Origin of the sequence: Rhizobium sp. Leaf371 (genome assembly GCF_001424045.1) — a bacterium.
GTDB lineage: Bacteria > Pseudomonadota > Alphaproteobacteria > Rhizobiales > Rhizobiaceae > Ferranicluibacter.
Map to the genome: position 1 here is coordinate 117,522 of NZ_LMQB01000029.1, position 24,973 is coordinate 142,494.

The 24,973-nt window shown below is 66.6% G+C and carries 21 protein-coding genes; 6 read left to right on the plus strand and 15 right to left on the minus strand.

What is annotated here, in order from left to right:
- Window positions 1–72: 72 nt before the first annotated feature.
- The 8 genes from ugpC to ASG39_RS22450 form a co-directional block, all read right to left on the minus strand.
- Window positions 73–1,137, minus strand: a complete 1,065-nt coding sequence (gene ugpC / locus ASG39_RS22415) for a sn-glycerol-3-phosphate ABC transporter ATP-binding protein UgpC (protein ID WP_062597182.1) — start codon at window positions 1,135–1,137, stop codon at window positions 73–75.
- Window positions 1,138–1,184: 47 nt separating this feature from the next.
- Complete coding sequence (locus tag ASG39_RS22420; protein ID WP_062597183.1) at window positions 1,185–1,910, minus strand: SDR family oxidoreductase; 726 nt, start codon at window positions 1,908–1,910, stop codon at window positions 1,185–1,187.
- Window positions 1,911–2,009: 99 nt separating this feature from the next.
- A complete protein-coding gene (locus ASG39_RS22425; protein ID WP_062597184.1) occupies window positions 2,010–3,506 on the minus strand; it encodes an extracellular solute-binding protein in 1,497 nt (498 codons plus the stop codon).
- Window positions 3,507–3,588: 82 nt separating this feature from the next.
- Entirely contained in the window at window positions 3,589–4,464 is an 876-nt protein-coding gene (locus ASG39_RS22430; protein WP_062597185.1) for a carbohydrate ABC transporter permease, read from the minus strand.
- Window position 4,465: 1 nt separating this feature from the next.
- The gene (locus ASG39_RS22435) at window positions 4,466–5,353 is read right to left on the minus strand and encodes a sugar ABC transporter permease (RefSeq protein ID WP_062597186.1); all 888 of its coding nucleotides are present in this window, start codon (window positions 5,351–5,353) and stop codon (window positions 4,466–4,468) included.
- Window positions 5,354–5,484: 131 nt separating this feature from the next.
- Window positions 5,485–7,086, minus strand: coding sequence for a glycerol-3-phosphate dehydrogenase (gene glpD, locus ASG39_RS22440; protein ID WP_062597187.1), 1,602 nt, complete (start codon window positions 7,084–7,086; stop codon window positions 5,485–5,487).
- Window positions 7,083–7,895 carry an HAD-IIB family hydrolase gene (locus tag ASG39_RS22445; RefSeq protein WP_062597188.1) on the minus strand — a complete coding sequence of 271 codons (813 nt, stop codon included), beginning with the start codon at window positions 7,893–7,895 and terminating at the stop codon, window positions 7,083–7,085. The genes glpD and ASG39_RS22445 overlap by 4 nt, the downstream gene beginning before the upstream one ends.
- Before the next feature lie 4 nt (window positions 7,896–7,899).
- On the minus strand, window positions 7,900–9,249 hold the full coding sequence (locus tag ASG39_RS22450) for a sn-glycerol-1-phosphate dehydrogenase (protein ID WP_062597189.1): 1,350 nt from the start codon (window positions 9,247–9,249) through the stop codon (window positions 7,900–7,902).
- Window positions 9,250–9,358: 109 nt separating this feature from the next.
- On the opposite strand from ASG39_RS22450, the gene ASG39_RS22455 reads away from it, so the two are divergent.
- The 3 genes from ASG39_RS22455 to fdhA all read left to right on the plus strand — a co-directional run bounded on the left by ASG39_RS22455 (window position 9,359) and on the right by fdhA (window position 13,430).
- Window positions 9,359–10,357 carry a sugar-binding transcriptional regulator gene (locus tag ASG39_RS22455; RefSeq protein WP_062597190.1) on the plus strand — a complete coding sequence of 333 codons (999 nt, stop codon included), beginning with the start codon at window positions 9,359–9,361 and terminating at the stop codon, window positions 10,355–10,357.
- A gap of 138 nt (window positions 10,358–10,495) precedes the next feature.
- The gene (locus tag ASG39_RS22460) at window positions 10,496–11,998 is read left to right on the plus strand and encodes an FGGY-family carbohydrate kinase (protein WP_062597191.1); all 1,503 of its coding nucleotides are present in this window, start codon (window positions 10,496–10,498) and stop codon (window positions 11,996–11,998) included.
- A gap of 241 nt (window positions 11,999–12,239) precedes the next feature.
- The gene (gene fdhA, locus ASG39_RS22465; protein ID WP_062597192.1) at window positions 12,240–13,430 is read left to right on the plus strand and encodes a formaldehyde dehydrogenase, glutathione-independent; all 1,191 of its coding nucleotides are present in this window, start codon (window positions 12,240–12,242) and stop codon (window positions 13,428–13,430) included.
- A 300-nt stretch (window positions 13,431–13,730) separates the two neighbouring features.
- Here fdhA and ASG39_RS22470 read toward each other — a convergent pair whose 3' ends face one another.
- Window positions 13,731–14,603 carry an aldo/keto reductase family oxidoreductase gene (locus tag ASG39_RS22470; protein WP_062597193.1) on the minus strand — a complete coding sequence of 291 codons (873 nt, stop codon included), beginning with the start codon at window positions 14,601–14,603 and terminating at the stop codon, window positions 13,731–13,733.
- Between the two features lie 107 nt (window positions 14,604–14,710).
- Here ASG39_RS22470 and ASG39_RS22475 point away from each other — a divergent pair, with 107 nt between their 5' ends.
- Window positions 14,711–15,655 carry a LysR substrate-binding domain-containing protein gene (locus ASG39_RS22475; RefSeq protein WP_244481314.1) on the plus strand — a complete coding sequence of 315 codons (945 nt, stop codon included), beginning with the start codon at window positions 14,711–14,713 and terminating at the stop codon, window positions 15,653–15,655.
- Here ASG39_RS22475 and ASG39_RS22480 read toward each other — a convergent pair.
- Complete coding sequence (locus tag ASG39_RS22480; protein WP_062597194.1) at window positions 15,652–16,041, minus strand: RidA family protein; 390 nt, start codon at window positions 16,039–16,041, stop codon at window positions 15,652–15,654. The two genes, ASG39_RS22475 and ASG39_RS22480, sit on opposite strands and share 4 nt — an antisense overlap.
- A gap of 166 nt (window positions 16,042–16,207) precedes the next feature.
- Between ASG39_RS22480 and ASG39_RS22485 the strand changes: the two genes are divergently transcribed.
- Window positions 16,208–16,807: a TetR/AcrR family transcriptional regulator gene (locus tag ASG39_RS22485; RefSeq protein WP_062597195.1), complete on the plus strand. Its 600-nt coding sequence runs from the start codon at window positions 16,208–16,210 to the stop codon at window positions 16,805–16,807.
- Window positions 16,808–16,871: 64 nt separating this feature from the next.
- Here the strand turns inward: ASG39_RS22485 and ASG39_RS22490 are convergent, their stop codons facing one another.
- The 5 genes from ASG39_RS22490 to ASG39_RS22510 all read right to left on the minus strand — a co-directional run bounded on the left by ASG39_RS22490 (window position 16,872) and on the right by ASG39_RS22510 (window position 23,122).
- Window positions 16,872–17,747: a DMT family transporter gene (locus tag ASG39_RS22490; RefSeq protein WP_062597196.1), complete on the minus strand. Its 876-nt coding sequence runs from the start codon at window positions 17,745–17,747 to the stop codon at window positions 16,872–16,874.
- Between the two features lie 224 nt (window positions 17,748–17,971).
- Window positions 17,972–18,304 carry a hypothetical protein gene (locus ASG39_RS22495; protein ID WP_062597197.1) on the minus strand — a complete coding sequence of 111 codons (333 nt, stop codon included), beginning with the start codon at window positions 18,302–18,304 and terminating at the stop codon, window positions 17,972–17,974.
- Window positions 18,305–18,416: 112 nt separating this feature from the next.
- Entirely contained in the window at window positions 18,417–19,616 is a 1,200-nt protein-coding gene (locus ASG39_RS22500) for an amidohydrolase family protein (protein ID WP_062597198.1), read from the minus strand.
- A gap of 193 nt (window positions 19,617–19,809) precedes the next feature.
- Entirely contained in the window at window positions 19,810–21,603 is a 1,794-nt protein-coding gene (locus tag ASG39_RS22505) for a GGDEF domain-containing protein (RefSeq protein WP_062597199.1), read from the minus strand.
- 118 nt (window positions 21,604–21,721) lie between these two features.
- Window positions 21,722–23,122: a helix-turn-helix transcriptional regulator gene (locus tag ASG39_RS22510; protein ID WP_062597200.1), complete on the minus strand. Its 1,401-nt coding sequence runs from the start codon at window positions 23,120–23,122 to the stop codon at window positions 21,722–21,724.
- Between the two features lie 127 nt (window positions 23,123–23,249).
- Between ASG39_RS22510 and ASG39_RS22515 the strand changes: the two genes are divergently transcribed.
- Window positions 23,250–24,842, plus strand: a complete 1,593-nt coding sequence (locus ASG39_RS22515; RefSeq protein ID WP_062597201.1) for an isocitrate lyase — start codon at window positions 23,250–23,252, stop codon at window positions 24,840–24,842.
- The last annotated feature ends 131 nt before the right edge of the window (window positions 24,843–24,973 follow it).

The following is a 24,973-nucleotide window of genomic DNA, read 5'->3' on the forward strand; positions in this document are numbered from 1 at the left end:
AGGATGGAATGGGAGGGGAGGGCGCGGGCGCCGGCCGGGCGCCGGTGCCGCCCTGCCCGACGCTAAGGCGCTCTAGAGGCGGGCCTCCGTTTCGGCGTTGAAGACGTGAACCTTGGAGGGCGGGATGGAGAAGCGGACGTCGCTGCCCTCGGCAAAGCGGGCCGTCTTGTCCACCGACACGGTGAAGCGCCCGTCGGCGCCGTCGCAAAACAGCTGGGCATCGTGGCCGAGGCGCTCGACCAGCACGGATTTCGCCGCGAGCGGACCGGCGTCGTCGACGACGACATCGGTCGGACGCAGGCCGATGACGACCTTCTCACCGGGTCTGGCCGTCGTCGTCGCCTCCAGCGCCACCCGTCCGGTCGCCGTGTCGACGGCAGGCCTGCCATCGGCCACGACGACCGTTCCGGGGAGGAAGTTGATGGCGGAGGCGCCGATGAAGTCGGCCACATATTTGCTGGCCGGCCGGTCGTAGACCGCGTCGGGCGAGCCGATCTGCTCGATCTTGCCGGCGCGCATCACGACGATCTTGTCGGCCATGGTCATGGCCTCGATCTGGTCGTGCGTCACGTAGACCGTGGTGGTCTTCAGCCGGTTGTGCAGCTGGCGGATCTCGGTGCGCATATGGGCGCGCAGCTTGGCGTCGAGGTTGGAGAGCGGCTCGTCGAACAGGAACACCGCGGCCTCGCGCACCATGGCCCGCCCCATGGCGACGCGCTGGCGCTGGCCGCCGGAAAGCTCCTTCGGGTAGCGGTCGAGATAGGGCGTGAGGTTCAGCGTCTCGGCCGCCCATTCCACCCGGCGCTTGATCTCGGCCGGGGCGACCTTGGCGACCTCCAGGCTGAAGGAGATGTTCTCGTAGACCTTCATGGTGGGGTAGAGCGCGTAGTTCTGGAACACCATGGCGATGTTGCGGTCGCGCGGGTGCAGGTTGTTGACGCGGTTTCCGTCGATCAGCAGGTCGCCCTCGCTGACGCTTTCGAGCCCCGCCGTCATGCGCAGCAGGGTGGTCTTGCCGCAGCCGGACGGGCCGAGCAGGACGACGAAATCCTGGTCCGCGATCTCGAAGGAGATGTCGCGCATGATGGTGAAGGCGCCGAAGGACTTGCCTATGCGCTGATATTCGACGGTCGCCATTGAGGATGCTCCATTGTATCGCGGGCCGCGGGTCGGACGGCGTCGTTTCAGTAGGTCTGCTGCGTCGGCGTGACGACGATTTCCTGAACGATGGCGCGCTGCGGCAGCGCATAGGCGTCGAGGATCAGACCGGCCACGATGTCGGCGGAAATGCCGCCGCCGATGGCGGCCTTGTTGGTCCTGTAGTTTTCGAGCGTCCGGGGATCGTTGACATGGTCGAGGACCTCGGTATCGACGATGCCGGGGGAAACGACGACGACGCGGACATTGTGGGGCGCGAGATAGCCGCGCAGGCTTTCCGACACCGCATGGACGAAGAACTTCGTGCCGCAATAGACGGTGTGGTCGGGATAGACCTTGCGTCCGGCGATCGAGCTCATCATGACCAGCGTGCCCTGCCGGCGGCCGATCATGCCGTTCAGCACCGCATGGACGCTGTTCATCACGCCCTTGGTGTTGATGTCGATCATCTCGTCCCATTCTTCGGGCGGCTGGGAGGCGATATCGCCGAGCCGGGCGATGCCGGCATTGGCAAACATCAGATCGACCGGCCCGTGCTGCGCCTCGGCATCGCTGACGGCGGAGGCGAGGGCGGCGCGGTCGCGCACGTCGACCTGCCGCAACACGGCGCGGGGCAGGGCCAGCGCCTCCAGCCGGTCGAGCCGGCGCGCCATCAGGAGCAGCGGATGGCCGGCGTCCGAGAAGGCGCGGGCCACGGCCTCGCCGATCCCCGAACTGGCGCCGGTGATGGCGATCAAGGGTTTGGTGTCCATTGTTTCCTCCGTTGTGACGGCGCCTTCGGCGGCCTGTCCGGGAGAGGTCGCGGGCGGGCCGCGACCTCCAGGTTTCAGGGCAAGAGGCGATACCGGCGCTCAGCCCTTCAGCACGGCTGCGATCTGCGTGCCGATATCGTCGAGCGCTTCCTTGGACGAGCCGTAGCTGCCCGAGAAATACTTGCCGAGCGCCACGGGGATCGTGTCGGAGGAGATCTGCGCCCATTCCGGCAGGTCCGGCTCGGAGCCCATATATTTGGCGATCGTCTCCTGCACGACCGGCAGGTGGCGGGTGGTGCCGGCACCGACGCGGGCATGGCTCTTGACGCGCGGATCGTCGTAGACGCTCGCCCGCGTGGGGCCGGTGCCGCCGCCGAGCGTCGTCACCAGCGCCTGGGTATCGGCGCATGTCGCCCACTGCATGAACAGCCAGGCGGCATCCGGGTTCTTGGAGTAGCGCGAGACCGCCAGCGACGAGCCGCCCTGGTGGCCGACGCCGGGGATTTCGCCATAGCCGCATTCTCCGGGCTTGCGCAGCGCGATCGGCTGCGGCGGGATGACGGCTTCGCAGAGGCCGGACACCTTGGTCTGCGTCGGATCGTCGAAGAAGGGGAAGAACTCGCCCCAGGAGAGCATCGATGCCGCGACCCCTTGGGCGACGGCCTGGCCCTGTCCGTCCCATGTCCACTGGTTGACGCCTGGGGGCATGATGTCCCGGAGCTTCGTGTAGTAGTCGAGGGCGGCGATGCCGCGTTCGTCATTGCCGGAAAACGCCTTGTCGGCATTGAAGATCGACCCGCCATGGCCCCAGAGCATCGAGGTCCACTCGCATTCCAGCGCATAATGGCCCGATTTCATCTGCCCGGCATAGCCGAACGTGTCCGGACCCATCTCCTTGGTGATGGCGGCCGAGTTGGTGTAGAGCTCCTCGAAGGTCGCCGGCGCCTTCAGGCCGAGCTTCTCGTAGATGTCCCTACGGTAGATCATGATGAAGATCGGGATGTCGTAGGGCACGCCGACCCAGTGGTCCTCGTATTTGGAGATGCCGTCCACGAGCGCCGGCAGGAAGTCGTCGATGTTGTAGTTGGGCATGGCAAGGTCCGCCTTCGCCTTGATCTGCTCGCGCGGATCGAAGACGTCCTGGCTGAAGGATGCGGCCCAGCTCTGGTCGATGTAGTAGAGATCGTAGGTGCCGAGCGAGGACGCGACGTCGAGCGTCATCTTCTGGAGAACCTGCTCGAGCGGCAGGACCTCGATCTCGACCTTGATGCCCGTCGCCTCCTCGAAATATTTCTTGAGCTGCGAATTGATGGCGTTCGACGGCGGCGTGGATTCGGTCGCGAATTTCAGGGTGGTCCCGGCAAACGGCTTGCCGACATCCTTGAGCCAGGCCATCACTTCGGCCGAGGGCTGCATCTCCTCCTGCGCGACGGCCTTGTTGAGCATGAAGGGGCGGCTGCCCATGCCCATGCCGAGGGCTGCTGCGCCGAGGCCGAGCTTGCTGGTTGCCCGCAGAAAGGCCCGCCGGTCCATCTGACCCTTCACGAAGCGGTCGGTGATCGACGCCAGGTATGACTTTCTATCGCTCTCTTTCACTGTTCTCTCCTCCAGTATCCGCCGTCGAGATTGACGGCGGCAGATCGTTGATCGAACGGCAGGCCCTCCCGGCCCGCCGCAGTCATTGCTTCAGCGAGCCCATGGTCAGGCCCCGCACCAGATGGCGCTGGACCAGAAGGACGACGAAGAAGGCCGGCACGATCGCCGCCGCCCCGAGGGCGGCCATATTGCCCCAGGCGGTTCCGATCGAAGTCACGAAGGTGGACGACACCACGGGCACGGTCTTCAGGCCCGTCTGGGTGAGCGTCAGGACGAACAGGAATTCCGTCCACGAGAAGATGAAGCAGAGCACGGCGGTGGCCGCGATCCCGCCCTTGGCCATCGGCAGGACGACCCGCCGGAAGATCGTCCAGCGGGACGCACCGTCGAGAAGCGCGCTCTCGTCGATCTCGGCGGGAATGTCGTCGAAGAAGCTCTTGAGCAGCAGCACCGCCAGCGGCAGGTTCATCAGCCCGTGGATCAGGATCACCCCGATATAGGTGTCGAGCAGGTTGAACTGCTTGAAGATGAAGAACATCGGGATGGCGACCGCCACCGGCGGCATCATGCGCGTCGACAGCACCCAGTTGACGAACTGGTGGCGCCCGCGGAAATGCATCCGCGACAGCGCATAGGCCGCGAAGGTCGCGACCGTGATGGCGAGCACCGTCGACATCGAGGCGACCACGATCGAATCCCACAGCCGCGGGGCCATGTAGAAATTGCCGCCGCCCGGGGCGACGGAGCCCTGCCGGGCAAAGCCGAAGGAAATGCCGAACACCTGCTCGAAATTGCGCATCGTCGGCTGGAAGTTGAAGAGGATCGGCGGCCAGTTGAAGATGTCCTTGGAATCCCGGAAGGCGACCGAGGTCCAGAAATAGATCGGGAAGAAGAAGGCGCCGACCACCAGCCAGCCGGCAATGGTGCGAACGGTGCGGACGAGCTTGCTCTGATGCATGTTACCACCTGACCTTCGCGACGCGGATGAAGAGGTTGGCCATGACCATGACGATCACGAGGCTCGTCAGGCTCAGCGTCGCGCCGTAGCCCCATTTGAGAAACGAGAAGGTCTGCTGCCAGGCATAGAGGCTGACCGTGTAGGTCGCGGTTCCCGGCCCGCCCGACGTCATGACGAAGACGTAGTCGAACACGCGGAAGAGATCGATGCCGCGCAGGAGCACCGCCACGGCGATCACCCGCGACATCATCGGCAGCGTCAGCCGGCGAAACATCTGGAACGACGAGGCCCCGTCGATCGAGGCGGCCTCGTAGGGCTCCGACGGCAGCGAGCGCAGGCCTGCCATGAAGATCAACACCATGAACGGCGTCCACTGCCAGATTTCGGCGACGAGCACGCCGAGAAGGGCGAGGGAGGACGTGCCGAGGATCGGCGTGGACTTGTCGAGCAGCCCGAGCTGTCCGAGGAAATAGGAGAGAACGCCGAACTGCGCGTCCTCCATCAGGAGGAACATCATGCCGGCGATGGCGGGGGGAATGACCAGCGTCATCGACAGGATGGCGCGCAGGGCGGCAAATCCGGGCAGCTCCGCATCGAGCAGCATGGCGACCGACATGCCAAGGATGATCTCGACCGTCAGGGCGATGAAGAAATAGAGGAAGGTGACGCCGAGCGCCCCCCAGAACCGGCCGTCATTGACCAGCTGCACCCAGTTGGCCATGCCGACGAATTTCAGGGTTCGCTGCCGGGGGACGAATTCGTGGAAACTGAGCCAGACATTGTAGACCAGCGGATAGACGGTGAAGACCACCAGCAGCGCGACGAGCGGCAGCAGCCATGGCCATGGCGAATCCGAGATCGCGATGCGTTTCACCTGTGCAATGGACATTGCGGTTCTTTCCTCCCAGAAACCCCGGCGCAAAGGGCGCCGCATGCTCGTCCCGTCTCTCGTGTCCTCCGGTCCCGACCATTCTCCCGATGGTGCGGACCCGAAGCCGTCCCGCTTCGGCCGGAAAAATGCTAGCCCTTGGCCGCGGCCTTCACCGCAGGCACCACTGCAGGCTTCGGCCCTTGCGCCGCCGCCCGTCTCTCCCGCCGTCTCTGCGCCATGAAGACGTCGAGGGCGGCAATTTCCTCCGGCGTCATGCGCAGCCCGGATTTCGTCCGGCGCCAGACGATATCGGCCGCCTCGCGGGCATATTCCCGGTCCATCAGGAACAGGACTTCGCGCTCCGTCAGCGAGCCGCCGAAGGCCCGGCCCAGATCGTCCGCGCGGCGCGCGGTGCCGAGAATGTCGCGCGCTTCCAGCCCATAATGCCGCACGAGGCGCCGGGCCTCGCGCTCCGACAGGAAGCCGTAGGTCTCGCAGAGATCCGCCACCAAGGCGCCGGCCGTGCCCGCCGGGAAATCGCCGCCCGGCAGCGCCCGCGTCGCCGTCCAGCCGCGCTTCGCGCCGATCTCCGGAAACAGGGCGGCGAGCCGGTCGAGCGCATCCTCGGCAAGGCAGCGATAGGTGGTGATCTTGCCGCCGAACACGGACAGGAGCGGCGCCTGGCTGGACGTCGGGCTGGAGCTGGTATCGGAGCCCTGATCGAGGGCGAGGACGTAGTCGCGCGTGGTTTCCTGCGCGCTGGCCGCACCGTCGTCATAGAGCGAGCGCACGCCGGAATAGGTCCAGACGACGTCCTTCTCGGTGATCTCGCGCTTGAAATAGGAGGAGATCGCCCGGACGAGATAGGCGATCTCTGCGGGCGAGGCCTTCACGTCGCGCGGATCGCCGCGATAGTCCTGATCGGTCGTGCCGATCAGGGTAAAATCGTCCTCATAGGGAATGGCGAAGATGATCCGCCCGTCCGGATTCTGGAAAATGTAGCAGCGGTCGTGGTCGTAGAGTCTCGGCACGACGATGTGGGAGCCCTGCACCAGCCGCGCCCGGCCTCCCGCATTCAGGCCAGCGACGCCCGAGAGAAACGTATCGACCCACGGGCCGGCGGCATTGACCACAGCCCGGGCGGAGACGTCGCTGCGCGCGCCGGTTTCCTCGTCGCCGAGCGTCAGCTGCCAGTGGTCGGCCTGCCGCCGGGCCGCAAGGCACGCGGTGCGCACGCGAATGTCGGCGCCGTTCCTCGCGGCATCCCGCACGTTCAACACGACGAGGCGATTGTCCTGCACCCAGCAGTCGGAATATTCGAACCCGATGCCGGAGACGTCGCGCAGAGGTTGCCCGACCGGATCGGTGCGCAGACGCCGGGTGACGGTTGCCGGCAGGCGCCTGCGGCCGCCCAGGTGATCGTAGAGGAAGAGCCCGAGGCGGAGCAGCCAGGCGGGACGCAGCCCCTTGCGGTGCGGCAGCACGAAGCGCAACGGCCAGATGATGTGCGGCGCGATCGCCCAGAGCCGTTCGCGCTCCGCCAGGGCGTGGCGCACCAGTTTGAATTCATAGTGTTCGAGATAGCGCAGCCCGCCATGGATGAGCTTGGTCGAGGCCGACGAGGTGGCGGCGCCGAGATCGGCGCGTTCGACCAGCAGGACCTTCAGCCCGCGGCCGGCCGCATCGCGTGCGATGCCGGCACCGTTGATGCCGCCGCCGACGATGGCGAGATCGAACACCGGTGCGCTCATGCCGCGTCCCTCCGCGGCCGGGCGCCGAGGATATGGTCGGCGACTTCCACGAAGCCGTGGCCGCCGCGCGCCGCCGTGACATAGGTCGGGTCGGCCTCCATGCGGCCTTCGAACTGCAGCACGTTGGCGACACCGCAGGCATGCGGGAAGAAGCCGAACATCGGCGCGTCGTTGGGGCTGTCGCCAACGAAGACGATCGCCTCCTGCTCGCGGTCGATATCGATGCCGAGAATGTCGGCTGCAAAGCGGCGCGCCATGGTCAGCTTGTCGTAGCTGCCGTACCAGCCGTTGACATGAATGGAGGACACCTTGGCGACCGCGCCCTCCTCCTCGAAGATGCGCTTGATCCGGTCCACGTCCGACACGGCGAGCGGCGGGATATCCTCGCAGACATCGATGGCGAGATCCGCCTCGCGGTAGAGCTGATCGGCCGAAAGGGCGGAACCGGGAACCTCGCGCAGGATGCGCGTCTGGATATGCTGCAGCCTCTGCCGGTCGTTCGCCCGCTGCTGATCGGCCACCGCGAAGACGCGGCGCATCCGGCGCTGCGTCTCGTCATAGGCGAAATAGAAGGCGCCGTTTTCGCCGACCACGCCGGCCACGGGCCACATCCGGGCGATCATGTCGCACCATCCGGCAGGCCGGCCGGTGATCGGGGCGACCGCGATGCCCGCCGCCGTCAGCCGCTCCAGCGCATCATAGGCGCAGGAGGGCAGGCGGCCCTCGTTCGTCAGCGTGTCGTCGATGTCGGCAAAGAGCACCTTGATCCGCGATGCGACCTCGATGGGCATGTCCAGGATCGGGCGCATCGGGTCAGGCCTCCCCGGCGGCGAAATCCTCGAGAATGCCGGCATCCGCCGCGACATCGAGGAAGGAATAGCGATTGCGCATCTCGCGGCTGTGGATCACCGCCTCGCGATAGCGTGCGACGGGCAGGCCGAGATCGGCCGCGGTCATCGCGCCGCCGGCATCCGACAGGAGCCGCTCCATCTCGGCGACGGGCAGGGCGAAGGCGTTGAGCTCCGCCCGCAGCGTCGGCCAGAGCGCGGCGAATTTCTCGTTGATGCGGGCTGCGCCCTCGTCGTCGAAGACCTTGCCCTTCAGCTCGGCAAAGCACTGCGCCGCGATATCCGGCCCCATGCGCCGGGCCATGTCGGCCGGGTCGATCCGCGTCGGGCGGATGACCGGTGGCGTCTCGCTGTCGAGGAAGTGACGCTGCAGCCGCGCCATCGACAGCGTGGCGACGCCGACCTGCTGGCCATGCAGCGTGCCGGGATGATCGGCGCCGGCAAAGCAGTCGATATAGTGGGAGATCTGATGCTCGCCCATGGAGCCGTGATTGGACATGCCGGTAAACGACACGCCGAGGCCGCACAGGGTCAGGACGCGGTGGAGATAGCCGTTGGCCGCGATGTCGCCCGTGGCGATGCCGGCGGCGCGGGCGTTGAGCTCCGCCTCGTCCTTCTCCTGGATGATGTAGGGGACCGTGGAATAGAGCGTGGACAGCAGCCGGTGCGACATCCACCAGTCGACCTGCGCAACCGAGCGCACGAGGCAATCGGCAAAACCCGCCGCCGACAGATGGCGCGGCGCGCGGGCGCTGACGCCGAGATCGACGAAGAAACCCGCCGGCCCCTGCGAGGGCAGGGAGACCTTCAATCCGCTGTCGAGCGTGATCGAGGCCGTGGTCGAGGTGTAGCCGTTCATCGATGCCGCGGTGCCGAAGACGGCATAGCGCTTGCCGGCCTGGCCGGTGACGAACTTGACGAGATCGTTGATTGTGCCGGAGCCGACCGCGACGACGGCATCGGCGCCGTGCAGCGTCCGGCGCAGGTCTTCGGCGTTCGCCATGTCGGCATGGGGATGATCGAGAACCACGGTTTCCACCGGCCCGAGACGCCGGAGCGCCGTCGCGACGCGGTCGCCCATCGCGTCCCAGCTGTTGGTGTCGGTCACGACGGTGAAGCGTTCCCCGAGCTTGAGGCCGGCCACCAGATCCGCCTCCGCGCCGTCGAGGCTCTCCTCGATGACGATGGTTTCGTAGGGAACGCTGGCAAGCGCGTCCGTCTCGGGATTGGTCCATCGGCCCGCAACGATATCGTCGATCAGCGTCGTCCAGCCGGCGCGCGTGGCGAGCGCCGTGTCCATCGTTCCACGTTCCATATCTGCAGGGCCTCCTCGCCTTCCGCTCAAATGACAACAGGCGATGTCATATGTCAAGACACAAGACAGCAGAAGTTGACAAATGACAATATCGGCGTCAGATAGGTCCATGGCCAAGGCGAAGACATCAGACCGGACCGATGCGGAAAAGGGCATGCTCGTGCCGACGGAATTCGACGATTCCATCATGTGGGCGGCCTGGCTCTATTATGCCGACCAGATGACGCAGAGCGAGATCGCCAAGCGGCTGAACGTCTCTCGCGCGACGATCGTCAACTACCTGCAGGAGGCGCGCGAGCGCGGCATCGTCTCGGTCCACATCAACCCGAAGGCCGGAAACCGCACGCGCGTCGCGCGCGCGCTCATGGACACGTTCGGGCTCGCCGGCGCCTTCGTCATTCCGGACGGCGACGAGCAGGCGCTGGTGCAGCGGCTGGGCGATGCCGGCGCGCGGGTGCTGGCCGACCAGATGGAAGACGGCGACACGATCGGCGTCGCCTGGGGGCGCACGGTGCTGGCGGTGGCCGACCAGATCTCGCTGACGCGGCCGGTGCGCAATCTCACGGTGGTGCAGGTGTCGGGCAGCTCGACCGGGGAGGCGGATTTCTCGCCGGAACTCTGCACCTCGATCCTGTCGAACCGCATCCATGCGCGCTGCGTCAACCTTCTGGCACCGGCCGTCTTGTCGACCAAGGCGCTGAAGGCGCTGCTGCTCGCCGAGCCGGTGCTCCTGAAGCAGATGGACCTCGTCCACTCGGCCAACCGCATCCTTTTCGGCGTCGGCGACATCGGGCCGAAAAGCACGGTGCGGCAGGCGGGTATCGGCGAGCCGGAGGAGATCGACGACTATGTGGCGCGGGGGGCGACGGCCGTGATCATCGGCCGCTTCATCGACGCCCATGGCGGCGCCGTCGGCGGCGCGCACGACGAGCGCATCGTCGGCATCACGCTGGACGAGCTGAAGAACATTCCGAGCCGCATCTGCGTGGCCGGGGGGCCGTCGAAGATCAAGGCGATCATCGCCACGCTCGAGGCGGATTACGTCACCCATTTCATCACCGACATGGCGACCGCGGAAGCCCTGATCGCCGCGGCTGGCACTGCATGAAGAGACGGGCACGGAAAGACTGAACGCGTCGTCGAAGGTTTCATAGGAGAGGGTGCGGGCCGGGGGAGGAGATCCGGTCCGTGCTGCCGGGCGCGCGCCGTCGCACGCCGGCCTCTCGCTGTCGAGGAGGAGCCCTGCATGCCTGATCGCGACCGTTTGGTCATCGGAATCGATTCGTCCACCCAGTCGGTCAAGGCGATCGCCTGGACCGCGGACGGCCGCTCTCATGCGGAGGGCCGGGCGCCGCTGACGATCAGCACGCCGGGCCCCATGCATGCCGAGCAGAATGCCGGGGACTGGTGGACCGCGACCTGCACCGCGCTGCAATCGCTGATGCGGCAGGTGGACCCGGAGCGCATCGACGGCATCGCCATTTCCAACCAGCGCGAGACCATGGTGCTCGTCGATGCGCAAGACCGGCCGCTTGCCCCGGCGACCCTCTGGCTCGACCGGCGCGCCCACGACCTCGTGCCGGTGCTGGCCGGCGAGCTCGGCGCCGACCGGCTGCATGCGATTTCCGGCAAGCCGGTCGATGTCATCCCCTGCGTCTACCGCCTGCGCTATTTCCGCGAGCATGAGCCGGCCCTTCTCGACAGGGCCGCCCGCATTCTCAGCGTCCATGATTTCCTGACGCTGAAGCTGACCGGCGAGGCCTCGGCCAGCTGGACGAGCGCCGATCCGTTCGGCATTCTCGACATTCGCACCAAGCGCTGGTCGCGCGAGATCCTCGATCATCTCGACATCCCCTCCGACAAACTGCCCTCCCTCCATGCACCGGGCGCGGCGATCGGGCAGATCATCGCCACGGCGGCGGCGGCCACCGGACTTCGGCCGGGAACGCCGGTCTTTGCCGGTGGGGGCGATGGCAATTGCGCCGGGCTCGGCGTCAACGCCATCAATGCGGGCGCCGTCTATCTCAATCTCGGCACGGCCGTGGTCGGCGGCCTGTGGTCGGCCACGCCCGAGCTCAGCGACTTCTGGCGCACGCTGGTGTCGCCGAGCGGCAAGGGCTATCTGCTCGAAAGCTGCCAGCGCGGCGGCACCTACTTCTTCAACTGGCTGCTCGACGCCTTTGCCGGCGGGCGGGGCGATCCCGGCGTGTTCGAACGGCTGGAAGCCGAGGCGATCCGGCTTCCGGTCGGCTCGAACGGCGTCACCGTCTGCTCCTATCTCGTCGGCTGCATGGACCCGCACTGGGACGATACCGCGCGGGCCACCTTTTCCGGCATGGGTCCCGACACGGGAATCGGCCATCTCTATCGTGCCTCGATGGAGGCGATCACGCTCGAATTTTCCCGGTCGCTGGCCAAGATGCGCGAGAGCGGCGCCCGGGCGGACCGCCTCTTCGTGATCGGCGGCGGCGCCGAAAGCCGGCTCTGGCGCCAGATGGTGGCCGATGCGACGGGCCTGCCCGTCATCCGCAGCCTGTCGAACGAGGCCTCGGCGCTGGGCGCCGGCATGTCGGCGGCGGTGGGGGCCGGCTGGTACGGCGGCTTCGAGGAAACCGCCGAGGCCATGACCCGGCTTGCCGAGGAAATTCCGCCCGATCCGGCCGCGCGCGCGCTTTGGGACGATCTTTCCGAACGCCAGGGGCGCCTCTACCACGCCACCCGCCAGCCGGCGGCGCCGGCGCACGCCTGACGGGAGGGCGGCGTTCGGCGTGCGGCGCCGCCCCAAGGCCTGCCGATGTCGTGGGGCAGGGCACGCATGTCGCTTCTCCGGTTGCCTGTGCGCCGTGTCCGTGATCTGCTCGCTATGTCCCGGACCCGGAACCCGGACCGGGACCTGACGGCCCCCAGCCGTTCGCGGAGGAGCGCGGGCGGAGCGGGATCTGCCGCGGATCGAGACGATCGCGCGGGACATCAATCGAGGAGGAAATCGCATGAGCAGGAACAGAGGCGTCGTCTATCTGCGACCCGGCAAGGTGGAAGTCCGTGACATCGACGATCCGAAGCTGGAGGCGCCGGACGGTCGGCGGATCGAGCACGGCGTGATCCTGAAGGTCATCTCCACCAATATCTGCGGCTCGGACCAGCACATGGTGCGCGGCCGGACCTCCGCGCTGCCGGGCCTCGTGCTCGGCCACGAGATCACCGGCGAGGTGATCGAGAAAGGCGTCGACGTCGAGATGCTGTCCGTCGGCGACATCGTCTCCGTGCCCTTCAACGTCGCCTGCGGCCGCTGCCGCTGCTGCAAGTCGCAGGACACCGGCGTGTGCCTGACGGTCAACCCGTCGCGCGCCGGCGGCGCCTATGGCTATGTCGACATGGGCGGCTGGATCGGCGGGCAGGCCCGCTACGTCACCATTCCCTATGCCGATTTCAACCTGTTGAAATTCCCCGATCGCGACCGGGCCATGTCGAAGATCCGCGACCTCACCATGCTCTCCGACATCCTGCCGACCGGCTTTCACGGCGCGGTGAAGGCGGGCGTCGGCGTCGGCTCGACCGTCTATGTCGCGGGCGCCGGCCCGGTCGGCCTGGCCGCGGCGGCCTCGGCCCGCATCCTCGGCGCCGCCGTCGTCATGATCGGCGATTTCAACAAGGAGCGCCTGGCGCATGCGGCCAAGGTCGGCTTCGAGCCGGTGGACCTGTCGAAGAGCGACCGGCTGGGCGACATGATCGCGCAGGTGATCGGCACGGACGAGGTGGACAGCGCCATCGACGCGGTCGGCTTCGAGGCGCGCGGCCATGCGGGCGGCGAGCAGCCGGCGATCGTGCTCAACCAGATGATGGAGATCACGCGCGCCGCCGGCTCGATCGGCATTCCCGGCCTCTACGTCACCGAAGACCCCGGCGCCGTGGACGATGCGGCCCGGCGCGGCAGCCTGTCGCTGCGCTTCGGGCTCGGCTGGGCCAAGGCGCAGTCCTTCCACACCGGCCAGACGCCGGTGCTGAAGTACAATCGCCAGCTGATGCAGGCCATCCTCCACGACCGCCTGCCGATCGCCGACATCGTCAACGCCAAGATCATCCCGCTCGACGCGGCGGCGGAAGGCTATGAGAGCTTCGACCAGGGTGCCGCAACCAAATACGTGCTCGACCCCCACGGAACCCTCGGCGCGGCGGCGTAAGGCGCGTTAGAACCAAAAAACCGTCAGCGCCTGTCCGATCGACGGGCGCTGACGGGCGGGTGTCGTCCTATTTCTTCTTTTCCTGGTCGCGATGCCATTTGATCGCGAAGAACATGCCGGTGCCGAGCACGATGAGCTTGAGCGGAAAGAAGACGATCGGGAACCAATCCCACATGGCGGATATCTCGCGGTTTTTCAGTCTGAGAGGTTTCAGGATGGCGGCAGACCTATCCCGGAACCGCTGGCGATGACATCCGGCATGTTGACGCAGTGGGACTGGGACTGGGGCGTGCGTCTCCCTCATCCCGCGGTGGCGATGGCGTCGAGGCGGGCGAGGGTTTCCGCCGACAGGGCGAGATCGGCGGCGGCGCGGTTTTCGCGCAGGTGGATGCGCGAGGATGTGCCGGGGATGAGGAGGATGTTGGGGCTGCGGGCGAGGAGCCAGGCGAGCGCCACCTGCAGGGGTGTGGCGCCGAGATCGGCGGCGACATCGGTCAGCGTCGCCGATTGCAGCGGCGAGAAGCCGCCGAGCGGGAAGAACGGCACATAGGCGATGCCGGCCGCGGCGAGGTCGTCGATCAGCGCATCGTCGCCGCGATGGACGAGATTGTACTGGTTCTGCACGCAGACGATATCGGCGATGCCGCGGCCCTCGGCGATCTGCGCCGGGGTGACGTTGGAGAGGCCGATATGGCGGATGAGGCCCTCCGCCTGTAGCTCCGCCAGCACGGCGAGCGGTGCCGCGATCGAGCCTTCGGCCGGGCCGTGCACATCGAACATGGCGCGCAGATTAACGACGGGGAGCGTTTCCAGCCCGAGATTGTCGCGGTTTTCGTGCACGGCTTTCGTCAGCGCATCCTTCGAGAAGGCCGGGTTCCAGGAAGCGTCCGCGCCGCGCACGGCTCCGATCTTGGTGACGATGACGAGATTTTCGGGATAGGGGTGCAGCGCCTCGCGAATGATCCGGTTGGTGATATGCGGGCCGTAGAAATCGCTGGTGTCGATATGATCGACGCCGCTTTCCACCGCGTCCCGCAGCACGGCGATCGCCTCTTCCCGGTCGCGCGGGGGGCCGAACACGCCCGTGCCGGCAAGCTGCATTGCGCCATAGCCGAGACGCGAAACGGTGAAATCGCCGAGGCGATAGGTGCCGGCGGTGTGGATATCGGTCATGGGACCCTCTTATGTTGATGCTGATGGGACGATGATGGAGAGATAGCGCGCGCGGGGGCGCTTGATAATCCGTGGCAATGTGCACAGCTTGTGCGGATAGGCGGACAATGGCGGGTGGCGGCGTGATCGAGGATGGCGGGTTCGAGATGGGGGACGTGAAGGCGTTTCTGAGCGTGGCTGCCGCGGGCGGCTTTCGCGAGGCGGCGCGGGCGTCCGGCAGCAGCGCCTCGGCACTGAGCGATGCGGTGCGCCGGCTCGAGGCGCAGCTCGGCACGAGGCTGCTCAACCGGACGACGCGCAGCGTGGTGGCGACGGAGGCGGGGCGGGCGCTGATCGAGCGGGTCAACCCGGCCATGCGCGAGATCGATGCGGCGCTGCGCCATGTCGTCGGTCTCGGCGAGCGGCCGGCGGGAAGCCTGAAGCTCAACGTGCCGATCAGCGCGGCGCGGCTGATCCTGCCGCAGATCGTCCCGGCCTTCCTCAAGGCCTATCCGGAGATCCGGCTGGAGATCCTGACCGACGAGACCTTCGTGGACATCAACGCCGCCGGCTGCGATGCCGGTATCCGCTATGACGAGCGGCTGGAGCAGGACATGATCGCGGTGCCGATCGGGCCGCGCGAGCAGCGGTTCGCAACGGCCGCAGCACCTTCCTATCTCGACGCGCGGGGCCGGCCGGCGCATCCCCGCGATCTTCTGGCCCATGCCTGCATCCGCAGCCGCTTTGCAGGGCGCTCCGTCACGCCCTGGGAGTTCGAGCGCGGGGCGGAAACCGTCCGCGTCGATCCGGCGCCGCAGCTGATCGTGCAGGCCGGCGGCGGCTCGGATCTCGGCGTTGCCGCCGCGATCGACGGGCTCGGCATCGTCTCGCTGTTCGACGCCTGGCTGCAGCCGCATTTCGACACCGGCGCGCTGGAGCCGGTGCTGGAGGACTGGTGGCCGCGTTTTCCCGGCCCGTTCCTGTATTATCCCGGCCGCCGCCTGGTGCCGAGCCCGCTGCGCGCCTTCATCGATTTCATCAAGGCGCGCCGGGATGGGTCATCTCAGGCCTAGGGGATGCGGGCGATGACCTTGATCTCGAAATCGAAGCCGGAGAGCCAGGTGATGCCGATCGCCGTCCAGGCGGGGTAGGGTTGCGTGCTGAAATAGCGCGACTTGATCGGCAATATGGTTTCGAACTGGCGCTCCGGGTCGGTGTGGAAGGTGGTGACGTCCACCACGTCGTCGAAGGTGCAGCCGGCTGCTGCAAGCGTCGCCTCCAGGTTTTCGAACGCCCGTTCGACCTGAGTCGCGAAGTCCGGCTCGGGAGAGCCATCGGCGCGGCTGCCGACCTGGCCGGAGACGAACAGGAGTTCGCCGGAGCGGATGGCGGCGGAGTAGCCGTGTTTTTCGTAGAGCGCATGGCGGTCGGCGGGAAAGATGGCCTGGCGGGTGGTCATGATGTGGATCCTTGTCTGGACTGGAGGGCAAGCCGAAACGGGACGGCTTCCGGGCGCATCGAAATTCAGATACGATGCGTATGTAGAGAGATAATCGCATACGCGGCGTATGTCAATTACAGATACGCTTCGTATGTGAATTAACGGCTGAAAGAAGGAAAACCGGATGGCGAAGACGCGGGCGCAGACCATGGAGGAAAACCGGGCGAAGCTGATCGCCGCCGGGCGCCGGGCCTTTGCCGAAAAAGGCTATGCCGCTGCCTCGATGGACGAACTGACGGCCGAAGTGGGGCTGACGCGCGGCGCGCTCTACCACAATTTCGGCGACAAGAAGGGCCTGTTCGCCGCCGTCGTCGACCAGATCGACGGCGAGATGGCGGCGCGGGCGCAGGCTGTGGGCGCGCAGATGGCGGACGACTGGGCGGGACTTCTGGCCGAGGGCACGGCCTATATCGAGATGTCGCTCGACCCGGACGTGCAGCGCATCGTTCTTCTCGACGGGCCGGCGGTGCTGGGCGATCCCTCGCAATGGCCGAGCCAGGACACGTGCCTGCAGGTGACGAAACGGACGATCGAGCGGCTGATTGCGGGCGGCATCGTCAAGCCGGTCGATGCCGAGGCCGCCGCCCGGCTGATCAGCGGCGCCGCGCTCAATGCCGCGCTGTGGATCGCCGCAAGCGACGACGCGGCCCGCGTGCTGCCGAAGGCGATCGAGGCGTTTCGGGCGCTTTCGACCGGGCTGCTGGTCGATCCGCGCAAAGGCTAGAGCGTGTCCAGCCGAAGCGGGCTCGCGTCAGGGTCGAAGAATGCGGCAAAGACCGGGATCCTCGCTATCGGGCGGATCGCAGGTTCACGCGGTGCTCGCGCCAGACGGTGAAGAGGCCGGCGCCGACGACGATGACGGCGCCGACGATCATGTTGACCGTCACCGTCTCGCCGAAGAAGACCACCGCGACGCCGCCGCTGAAGACGAGCTGCAGATAGGTCAACGGCTGCACCTCGACCGCCGTCAGCAGGCCATAGGCCTTGATGAGGAAGTAATGGCTGGTGGCGCCGCAGATGCAGAGCGCGATCATGGCAGGCCAGTCGGCCGGGGCGATGGGCGTCCAGTAGAACGGGCCGACCAGCGTGGCCGCGATGGCTCCGAACACGCCGGCATAGAGGACGCTGGTCCTGGCGGAATCGTCGCGGCTCACCGCCCGCGTGGCGATGCTGTAGAACCCGTACATGAAGGCGGCGGCGAGCGGCAGGAGCAGGCGCAGGTCGAACTGCACCGACAGCGGATCGAGAATGACGAACACGCCGAAAAGGCCGGCAAGCACCGCCAGCCCGCGCCGCCAGCCGACCTTTTCGCCGAGCAGCGGCACGGACAGCACGGTGACGATCAGCGGCGTCGCCTGCAGGATGGCCTGGCTCATGGCAAGGCCGGCCGTGACGAGCGCGAAGACGACGACCACCACTTCGCCGACCAGAAGCACGCCGCGGAAGGCCTGGAGCACGGGCCGGCGGGTGACGAAGGCGCGTTTCAGCCCGCCCGGCGACATCGCCGCCATGACCATGACGAACAGCGCGAATGCCCAGAACCGCACCATCACCACCATGATGGGCGGGTACTTCTCCCCGAGCAGCTTCGAGAAGGCATCCTGACCGGCAAAAATCGTGACGGCGAGGAGGACGTAGAGATAGCCGCGGCTTTTGGCGGTCATGATGCGGGCTGTCATGATGTGCGCGGGCGTGACGTCGGAGACGACGGAGGCCCGTCTAGAATGTCGATGTCGGGCATAGCAAGGTCTTCTGCCGTCTCTGCGGGCGTGTCGGGTCGGGTATCGGAAAGGTAAGCTTGCGCTTCCCTTTCTCGATCGCTCCCATGCCTAAGCCTTGTGCCGGCGAACTGCAACGGCTCGGTCCCGCGAAAGGCGCGCCGGCGGCGTCAGCGCAGGTCGGGGGCGGTCCAGCCCTTGGCCTCGTCGGTCCAGGCCTTGCCCGTGGCCTTGTCGAAGATGCAGAGCATCTTGCCATGCGCGCCCTTCAGCGCCTTCTGCGGATAGACGCCGCTCACCAGCGTGGCCACCTTGCCGAGCGTATCGTCGAAGCCGACGAGCTCGGAGACATGCGCGTGTTTCAGCCCGCTGGCCGCAGCGCAGGTCTCCGCGACCTTGAGGTTGAGCGCCGCCCAGGCATCGTCGGAAGAGGCATGGGCAGACGAGGTATGGGCAAGGGTCGCGGTCATCAGAACGGGCAGGATCAGGATCGGCAGGCGCATGTTTCATTCCTTGTTGCGCCGAAACCCTAGCGTCGGCAATCGTCGCTTTTGTGGCAGCGCTCGGCGCCTGTGGCAGCGTTCGGCGCCACGGGATGCCGGGGCAGGTCTCGTGCTAGCGGAGCACCTTTCCGTCCGCCGCCACCAGCCGGCCGGCCTTGAACACCCGCCGCCCTTTCGGCACCGAGACGACGGCGAGCGGCACGTGGTCCGCATCGAGGGTGACGAAATCGGCCCGCGCGCCGACCGCGATGCCGTAGCCTTCCAGCCGCAGCGCCTGCGCGCCGGCCGCGGTGACCACGTCGAAGGCGGCGGTAAGCTCGGCATCGGTGTAGAAGCCGGAGCGGTAGCCGATGATTTCGGCGCGGCGCAGCATGTCGCCATCGCCATAGGGCCACCAGCTGTCGCGGATATTGTCGCTGCCGGCAAAGACCACGACGCCTTCCGCGCGCAGCAGCGCCACCGGCGGGAAGGCATGGTTGCCGGGCGCGTTGGTCATGATGGAAACGCCGGCGCGGGCGATCCCGGCGGCCAGGCGACGGGCCGGATCGGGGGCGAGATCGCCGATGCCATAGGCATGGCTGATGGCGACATGCCCCTGCATGCCGAGGGCTGTGGTCCGCGCGCAGATCGCCTCGATGGTGACGGCGCCGAGCGTGCCCGCCTCGTGCAGATGGATGTCGATATCGGTGCCGTGCTTTTCGGCGAGACCGAAGACCACGTCGAGATGCCCGTTCACGTCGCGGTCGAAGCTGGCGGGGTCGAGGCCGCCGACGAGATCCGCGCCGAGGCGAAGCGCGGCATCGAGCAGCTCCGGCGTGCCGGGGCTTTTGAGGATGCCCGATTGCGGAAAGGCGACGAGCTGGATGTCGATCAGGTCCCGATAGTCCTCGCGCACGGCGAGGATCGTTTCCAGCGAGGCCAGTCCGACGGAGCCATCGACCATGACATGGCTGCGCATCTGCAACGAGCCCTGGGCGATGCAGAGGTCGAGCTGGTCGCGCGCCCGGCGTTCCATCGGCGCGGCCGAGGCCATGTTCTCGGCCTGGAACGCCACGCGCTCCTGCACGTCGAAGCCGTCCGTGCAGGGCCGGTGCGGGATCCAGCGGTCGCCGTAAAAGCTGGTATCGAGATGGATATGCCCCTCGACGAAGCCCGGCACCAGCAGCGCGCCGCCGATCTCGACGATCTGCGCGATCGCGGACGGCGTGCCGGCCGGTGCGATCGCGGTGATCCGCCCGCCGGCAACGGTGATGTCGCAGAGCGTGCCGTCGATCAGCCGGGCATGGGTGAAGAGCGTTTCGGGCTGGGTCATGGGCGATCTCTCGGTTGCGTCGTCGTCGGGGCTTGTCCCTCCATAGCGCAAAACGCGCGCCGGGGCCCCTCCCTTCACCCCTGGCGCACGCGGCCACCGCTAGGCAGAGGGGATCGCAAGAGCCGAAGAGGCTCGGGACGACCGGCGATGCCGGCATCGTCTCTGCCGCACTGCGCGGCCGACCCTTTCAGCGTCAGGCCAGCCGGTCGGTCACGAGGCCCGAGCGGCTCGCCTTGGCGCGGCTTTTCAGTTCGGCGACGCGGGTGGTGACGGCGTTGATGTCCGTGAGGATCTCGCCCTCGTCCAGCACGAGAACGCCGACGCTGCAGCGCATCAGCGGGTAGGTCTGCTCCGTGCCCGTGCGATCCTGTCCGGTGATGACGCCGCGGCGGCGGTCGTCCTCGGGGTAGAGATCCCTGACCTCGTCGGCAAAGCCGCGCAGGAGCCGCGTCAGCACATCGGCCACAGCGTCCGGTGAGACGTCCGACAGGCCGACGAAGAAGTCGTCGCCGCCGACATGGCCGACGAAATCGCCGTCGCCGATGAAGTGGCGGCGCAGGAGGGCGGCAAACAGGGTGATGGCGGCATCGCCGCGGTGGAAGCCGTAGCGGTCGTTGAAGGGCTTGAAATTGTCGAAATCGCAGTAGCAGAAAAGGCGCGTCCGGTCGCCGTCGAGCATGGCCTCGTGCACGTGATCGCGGATGGCGCGATTGCCCGGCAGGCCGCTCAAAGGGTTCTGGTCGCGCGCGAAGGTCAGCTGCTTCTCGCTGATGATGCGCAGCAGCGAGGCGGAGGAGAGCACGCCGGCATAGCGCATGTTCTCCGTCAGGATCAGGCAGTCGCTGCCGTTCGCGCCGGTGAAGATATCGAGCATCTCATGGGCCGGCATGTTGACGTCGGCCACCGGTGCCGGCGTGGAAAAGCTCGAAACGCGGCGCTGATAGTCCTTGTTCTGCAGAAGGTCCCGACCGAACGGGTGGTAGATCATCTCCTTCAGGTGATATTCGTGAATGATGCCGCGCGGCTCGTTGTTCGCGTTCACAACGGGAAAGAAGGCCTGACGGGGCGACGTGCGGAACAGCTCGAAAATCGTGTCGAGGCTGGCGCTTTCCTGCACCGTCGGCAGAGGCTCGACCTGTCTGCGGATCAGCACGCTATCAGCCGAGGCCGTGCGCCGCCGCGTATCGTCGGCCTGGACGAGATGCGGATAGCTCGGTTTCAGATCCGCATGGCAGACGGTCGGCAGGGCGACGAAATAGCCCTGCAGCAGATCGCAGCCGAGATCGCGGCAAATGTGGAACTCGGCCTCGGTCTCCACGCCCTCGGCGATCACGCGGGCGCCGAGCTTGTGCGCCATCGTCACGATATGCTTCACGAGTTGCCGGTTTCGCGGCAGGCTCTCGATCTTCGAGACGAAATGGCGATCGATCTTGAGATAATCGACGGTCGCGCGCGACAGGAGATGCAGGCCGCTATAACCCGCGCCGAAATCGTCGATCGCCAGCTTGAAGCCGCGCTGCCGCAGCCGGTCGAGCAGCGTGTCGAAGGCGGCGATCGTCTCGCTGTCGTGCCGCTCCGACAATTCGAAGCAGAGGCTGGAGGGCGAAATGCCGATGCGCTTCAGATGCGCGTCGAGCCGGTCGAGGATCGCCTCGTCATGGACGCCGATCAGCCGCGTGTCGAAATTGATGAAGAGGGTGCGCTGGTGAACGCCGGGGAGGCCGGCAAAGGCCGCAAGCGCCCGGCCGATGACCATATGCTCCAGCGCCAGAAGCTCGCCGGTTTCCTGCGCGCGGTCGAGGAGCGCCAGCGGTGACGGGAAGCCGAGCCGATCGAAGCCCCGCATCAGCGACTCGTAGCCGAAACAGATCCCGGTCGTCGCCTCGACGATCGGCTGCAGGGCCGTTTCCATCACGCGTTTCGACAGGGGGACGATCGGTTTGCGGCCCGGGCGACGGGGCGAAAACGTTTCCAGCAGGGCACTCATCGCGGTCTCCGAAAGCGGTCGTGACCGACCTTGGCAGCGGAAACTGAACGTTTGGTTTGCGGAGTGTGACATTTTCGTGAAAATGCTTATATAACAGCGGAAACCGATGCTTGCACGTTCAGGTGTCGGCAAAGCCGAAGGGTGCGGCGGTGCGGCGATAGTCGTCGATGAGGATCTGGCGGCCGATCGGAGGTTCCGCGCGCGAGGTGCAGGTGGCCCGCTGGCAGAGGCGGCAGGCGATGCCGACCAGCGTCGGCGTGCGGTCGCTGTCGGGCCTGGTATAGACGAGGCGATCGGCATGCTGGGCATCGCAGACCAGCGCCACGGCGCGATCGACCCGCGTGACGCCATGGGCGCCGCCGCCGGCGCTGACCGTGCGGGCGATCGAGAAGAAGCGCTGGCCATCGGGAAATTCGAGCCACTGGGTGAGGATCTCGCCCGGCATGCGAAAGACCTGATGCACGTTCCAGAGCGGACAGCCCCCACCCGAGGCCGAAAAGGGGAAATGCGCGCCATCCAGCCGCTTGGACACGTTGCCGGCCGCATCCAGCCGGATGAAGAAGAACGGCACGCGCTCCTGTCCCGGCTTCTGCAGCGTCGTCAGCCTGTGCGCCGTCTGCTCAAAACTGGTGACGAACTGGCGCGACAGGGCGGCGAGATCGTATCGGCGCGTTTCCACCGCCTTGGCAAAGGCGGTGTAGGGCATCAGAAGGGCGGCGGCGGCATAGCTTGCCAGCGCGCGGCGGGCGAGCCGGGCACTGGTTTCCGATTGGAAATGCCCCTCCTCGACCGCATCCGCGATCTCCTTGCCGAATTCGAGATAGGCGAGCTGCTGGGCGAGCTGGAACTGCTGGCTTGCCATGTCGAGCGATTCATCGAGCAGGATCTGCTTGCGGTGCAGATCGTGACGCCGCAGCGAGTCCGACATGATGGAGGAGGGCAGGCGGCGGATGCGCAGGCCGTGGCGTTCGAGCAGATAGGTCGGGATGCCGCCTTTGTCCTGCACCGTCGCCGCGAGCTTTTCCGCCACCGTGTCGAGCATCGGAAAGCTGTTGCGGCGGGCGGCGAGGAAGCGGCGCGTCGCGGCCACCGGATCGACCGCCTCCGGCCTCTGGGCGCCCTGGCCCGGCAGGCGCTCGGCCAGCGCGATCTGCTCCTCGCGATAGGCCGTGTAGAGCCGCAGCAGCGCCTCGCTGAAGCCGGGAAAGCCGTTTGCGACCTCCGAGATCTCGGTCGTCGAGAGATCGATGTCGGCAAAGATCGGGTCCTTCATGACGCTCTGCAGCCGCGCGGAATGATCGGCACCGCCATCGCCGGCAAGCTCGGCCATGTCGATCTTGTAGGAACGCGCCAGCCGCAGCAGCACCTCCGCCGTCACCGGGCGGTGATTGCGCTCCATCAGCGCCACGTAGGACGCGGAGATTTCCAGGTCGCCCGCCATCTCCGACTGGGTCAGCCCGAGATTGCGCCGCAGCCGCCGCAGGCGCGCTCCGACATACACACCCTGCTTCTCCGACATGGCCGCTCTCCATCCTTACAACATTACAAGCAAAATTTGTAAGGTTTGACAAGTGCACACCGAAGGCCCTGACGTCGGCGCGGCGGCTGCCCTACACCGGTTCCATCGACATCCAAGGAGCATTCTCATGGCCTACAAGACCGACATCCGGCAGATCGAAGACCTGATTGCCGAAAACGCCACCTGGAGCGGCATCACCCCGGAGGCCGTGACCCGGATGCGGTTGCAGAACCGCTTCAAGACCGGCCTCGACATCGCGCGCTACACCGCCGACATCATGCGCCGCGACATGGCCGCTTACGATGCCGATCCGGCCAACTATACCCAGTCGCTCGGCTGCTGGCACGGCTTCATCGCCCAGCAGAAGATGATCTCGATCAAGAAGCATTTCGGCACGACCAAGGGCCGCTATCTCTATCTCTCCGGCTGGATGGTCGCGGCGCTGCGCTCCGAATTCGGCCCGCTGCCGGACCAGTCCATGCATGAGAAGACCAGCGTTCCCGCGCTGATCGAGGAGCTCTATACCTTCCTGCGGCAGGCCGATGCCCGCGAACTCGGCATGCTGTTCCGCGAGATCGATACGGCCCGCGCGGCCGGCGACATCGCCAGAGAGCGCCAGCTGCAGCACGCGGTCGAGACGTACCAGACCCATGTCGTTCCCATCATCGCCGATATCGATGCCGGCTTCGGCAATGCCGAGGCGACCTATCTTCTGGCCAAGAAGATGATCGAGGCCGGCGCCTGCGCCCTGCAGATCGAAAACCAGGTTTCCGACGAAAAGCAGTGCGGCCACCAGGACGGCAAGGTCACGGTTCCCCACGAGGATTTCATCGCGAAGATCCGGGCCTGCCGCTATGCCTTCCTCGAACTCGGCATCGACAACGGCATCATCGTCGCCCGAACGGACTCGCTCGGCGCGGGCCTGACCAAGCAGATCGCCGTCAGCACGCAGGCCGGCGATATCGGCGATCTCTACAATTCCTATCTCGATTGCGAGGAGGTTGCCGATATCAGCTCGCTCAACGGCGATGTCATCATCAACCGCGGCGGCAAGCTGATGCGCCCGAAGCGCCTGCCGTCCAACCTCTACCAGTTCCGCGAGGGCACGGGGGCCGACCGCTGCGTCCTCGATTGCATCACCTCGCTGCAGAACGGCGCCGACCTGTTGTGGATCGAGACGGAAAAGCCGCATATCGAGCAGATCGCCGGCATGGTCGATCGCGTTCGCGCGGTCGTTCCCGATGCGAAGCTGGTCTACAACAATTCGCCCTCGTTCAACTGGACCCTCAACTTCCGCCAGCAGGTGTTCGATGCCTGGAGCCAGGCGGGCAAGGACGTCTCCGCCTACGATCGCGCCCGGCTGATGAGCGTCGATTACGATGCGACGCCGCTCGGGCAGGAGGCGGACGAGCGCATCCGGACGTTCCAGCGCGATGCGGCCGCGCGCGCCGGCATCTTCCACCACCTGATCACCCTGCCGACCTACCATACGGCAGCCCTGTCGACGGACAATCTGGCGAAGGCGTATTTCGGCGAGGCCGGCATGCTCGGCTACGTCAAGGGCGTCCAGCGCAAGGAGATCCGTGAAGGCATCGCCTGCGTCAAGCACCAGAATATGGCCGGCTCCGACCTTGGCGACGACCACAAGGACTATTTCGCCGGCGAAGCGGCCCTGAAGGCCGGCGGCTCGCACAACACGATGAACCAGTTCGCAGCCTGAGGGCCGCACCGGACCGCACCACACCACACCACGCGGGGCACGGGCAAACCGTGTCCCGCGTGTCATCATCCGAAAGCGTTGACGGTGCGCGCGCATGGGGGTCCCCGGCGCGCGCATCGTCTTATCCGGCG

Coding starts and splice junctions, on each gene's coding strand:
- ASG39_RS22495 (WP_062597197.1), bottom strand. CDS start 18,304: ATGCGCCTGCCGATCCTGATCCTGCCCGTTCTGATGACCGCGACCCTT.
- glpD (WP_062597187.1), bottom strand. CDS start 7,086: ATGAGCGCACCGGTGTTCGATCTCGCCATCGTCGGCGGCGGCATCAAC.
- ASG39_RS22450 (WP_062597189.1), bottom strand. CDS start 9,249: ATGGAACGTGGAACGATGGACACGGCGCTCGCCACGCGCGCCGGCTGG.
- ASG39_RS22505 (WP_062597199.1), bottom strand. CDS start 21,603: ATGAGTGCCCTGCTGGAAACGTTTTCGCCCCGTCGCCCGGGCCGCAAA.
- ASG39_RS22510 (WP_062597200.1), bottom strand. CDS start 23,122: ATGTCGGAGAAGCAGGGTGTGTATGTCGGAGCGCGCCTGCGGCGGCTG.
- ASG39_RS22470 (WP_062597193.1), bottom strand. CDS start 14,603: ATGACCGATATCCACACCGCCGGCACCTATCGCCTCGGCGATTTCACC.
- ASG39_RS22420 (WP_062597183.1), bottom strand. CDS start 1,910: ATGGACACCAAACCCTTGATCGCCATCACCGGCGCCAGTTCGGGGATC.
- ugpC (WP_062597182.1), bottom strand. CDS start 1,137: ATGGCGACCGTCGAATATCAGCGCATAGGCAAGTCCTTCGGCGCCTTC.
- ASG39_RS22445 (WP_062597188.1), bottom strand. CDS start 7,895: ATGCGCCCGATCCTGGACATGCCCATCGAGGTCGCATCGCGGATCAAG.
- ASG39_RS22475 (WP_244481314.1), top strand. CDS start 14,711: ATGGCGGGTGGCGGCGTGATCGAGGATGGCGGGTTCGAGATGGGGGAC.
- ASG39_RS22500 (WP_062597198.1), bottom strand. CDS start 19,616: ATGACCCAGCCCGAAACGCTCTTCACCCATGCCCGGCTGATCGACGGC.
- ASG39_RS22485 (WP_062597195.1), top strand. CDS start 16,208: ATGGCGAAGACGCGGGCGCAGACCATGGAGGAAAACCGGGCGAAGCTG.
- ASG39_RS22480 (WP_062597194.1), bottom strand. CDS start 16,041: ATGACCACCCGCCAGGCCATCTTTCCCGCCGACCGCCATGCGCTCTAC.
- fdhA (WP_062597192.1), top strand. CDS start 12,240: ATGAGCAGGAACAGAGGCGTCGTCTATCTGCGACCCGGCAAGGTGGAA.
- ASG39_RS22515 (WP_062597201.1), top strand. CDS start 23,250: ATGGCCTACAAGACCGACATCCGGCAGATCGAAGACCTGATTGCCGAA.
- ASG39_RS22460 (WP_062597191.1), top strand. CDS start 10,496: ATGCCTGATCGCGACCGTTTGGTCATCGGAATCGATTCGTCCACCCAG.
- ASG39_RS22490 (WP_062597196.1), bottom strand. CDS start 17,747: ATGACCGCCAAAAGCCGCGGCTATCTCTACGTCCTCCTCGCCGTCACG.
- ASG39_RS22455 (WP_062597190.1), top strand. CDS start 9,359: ATGGCCAAGGCGAAGACATCAGACCGGACCGATGCGGAAAAGGGCATG.
- ASG39_RS22435 (WP_062597186.1), bottom strand. CDS start 5,353: ATGTCCATTGCACAGGTGAAACGCATCGCGATCTCGGATTCGCCATGG.
- ASG39_RS22430 (WP_062597185.1), bottom strand. CDS start 4,464: ATGCATCAGAGCAAGCTCGTCCGCACCGTTCGCACCATTGCCGGCTGG.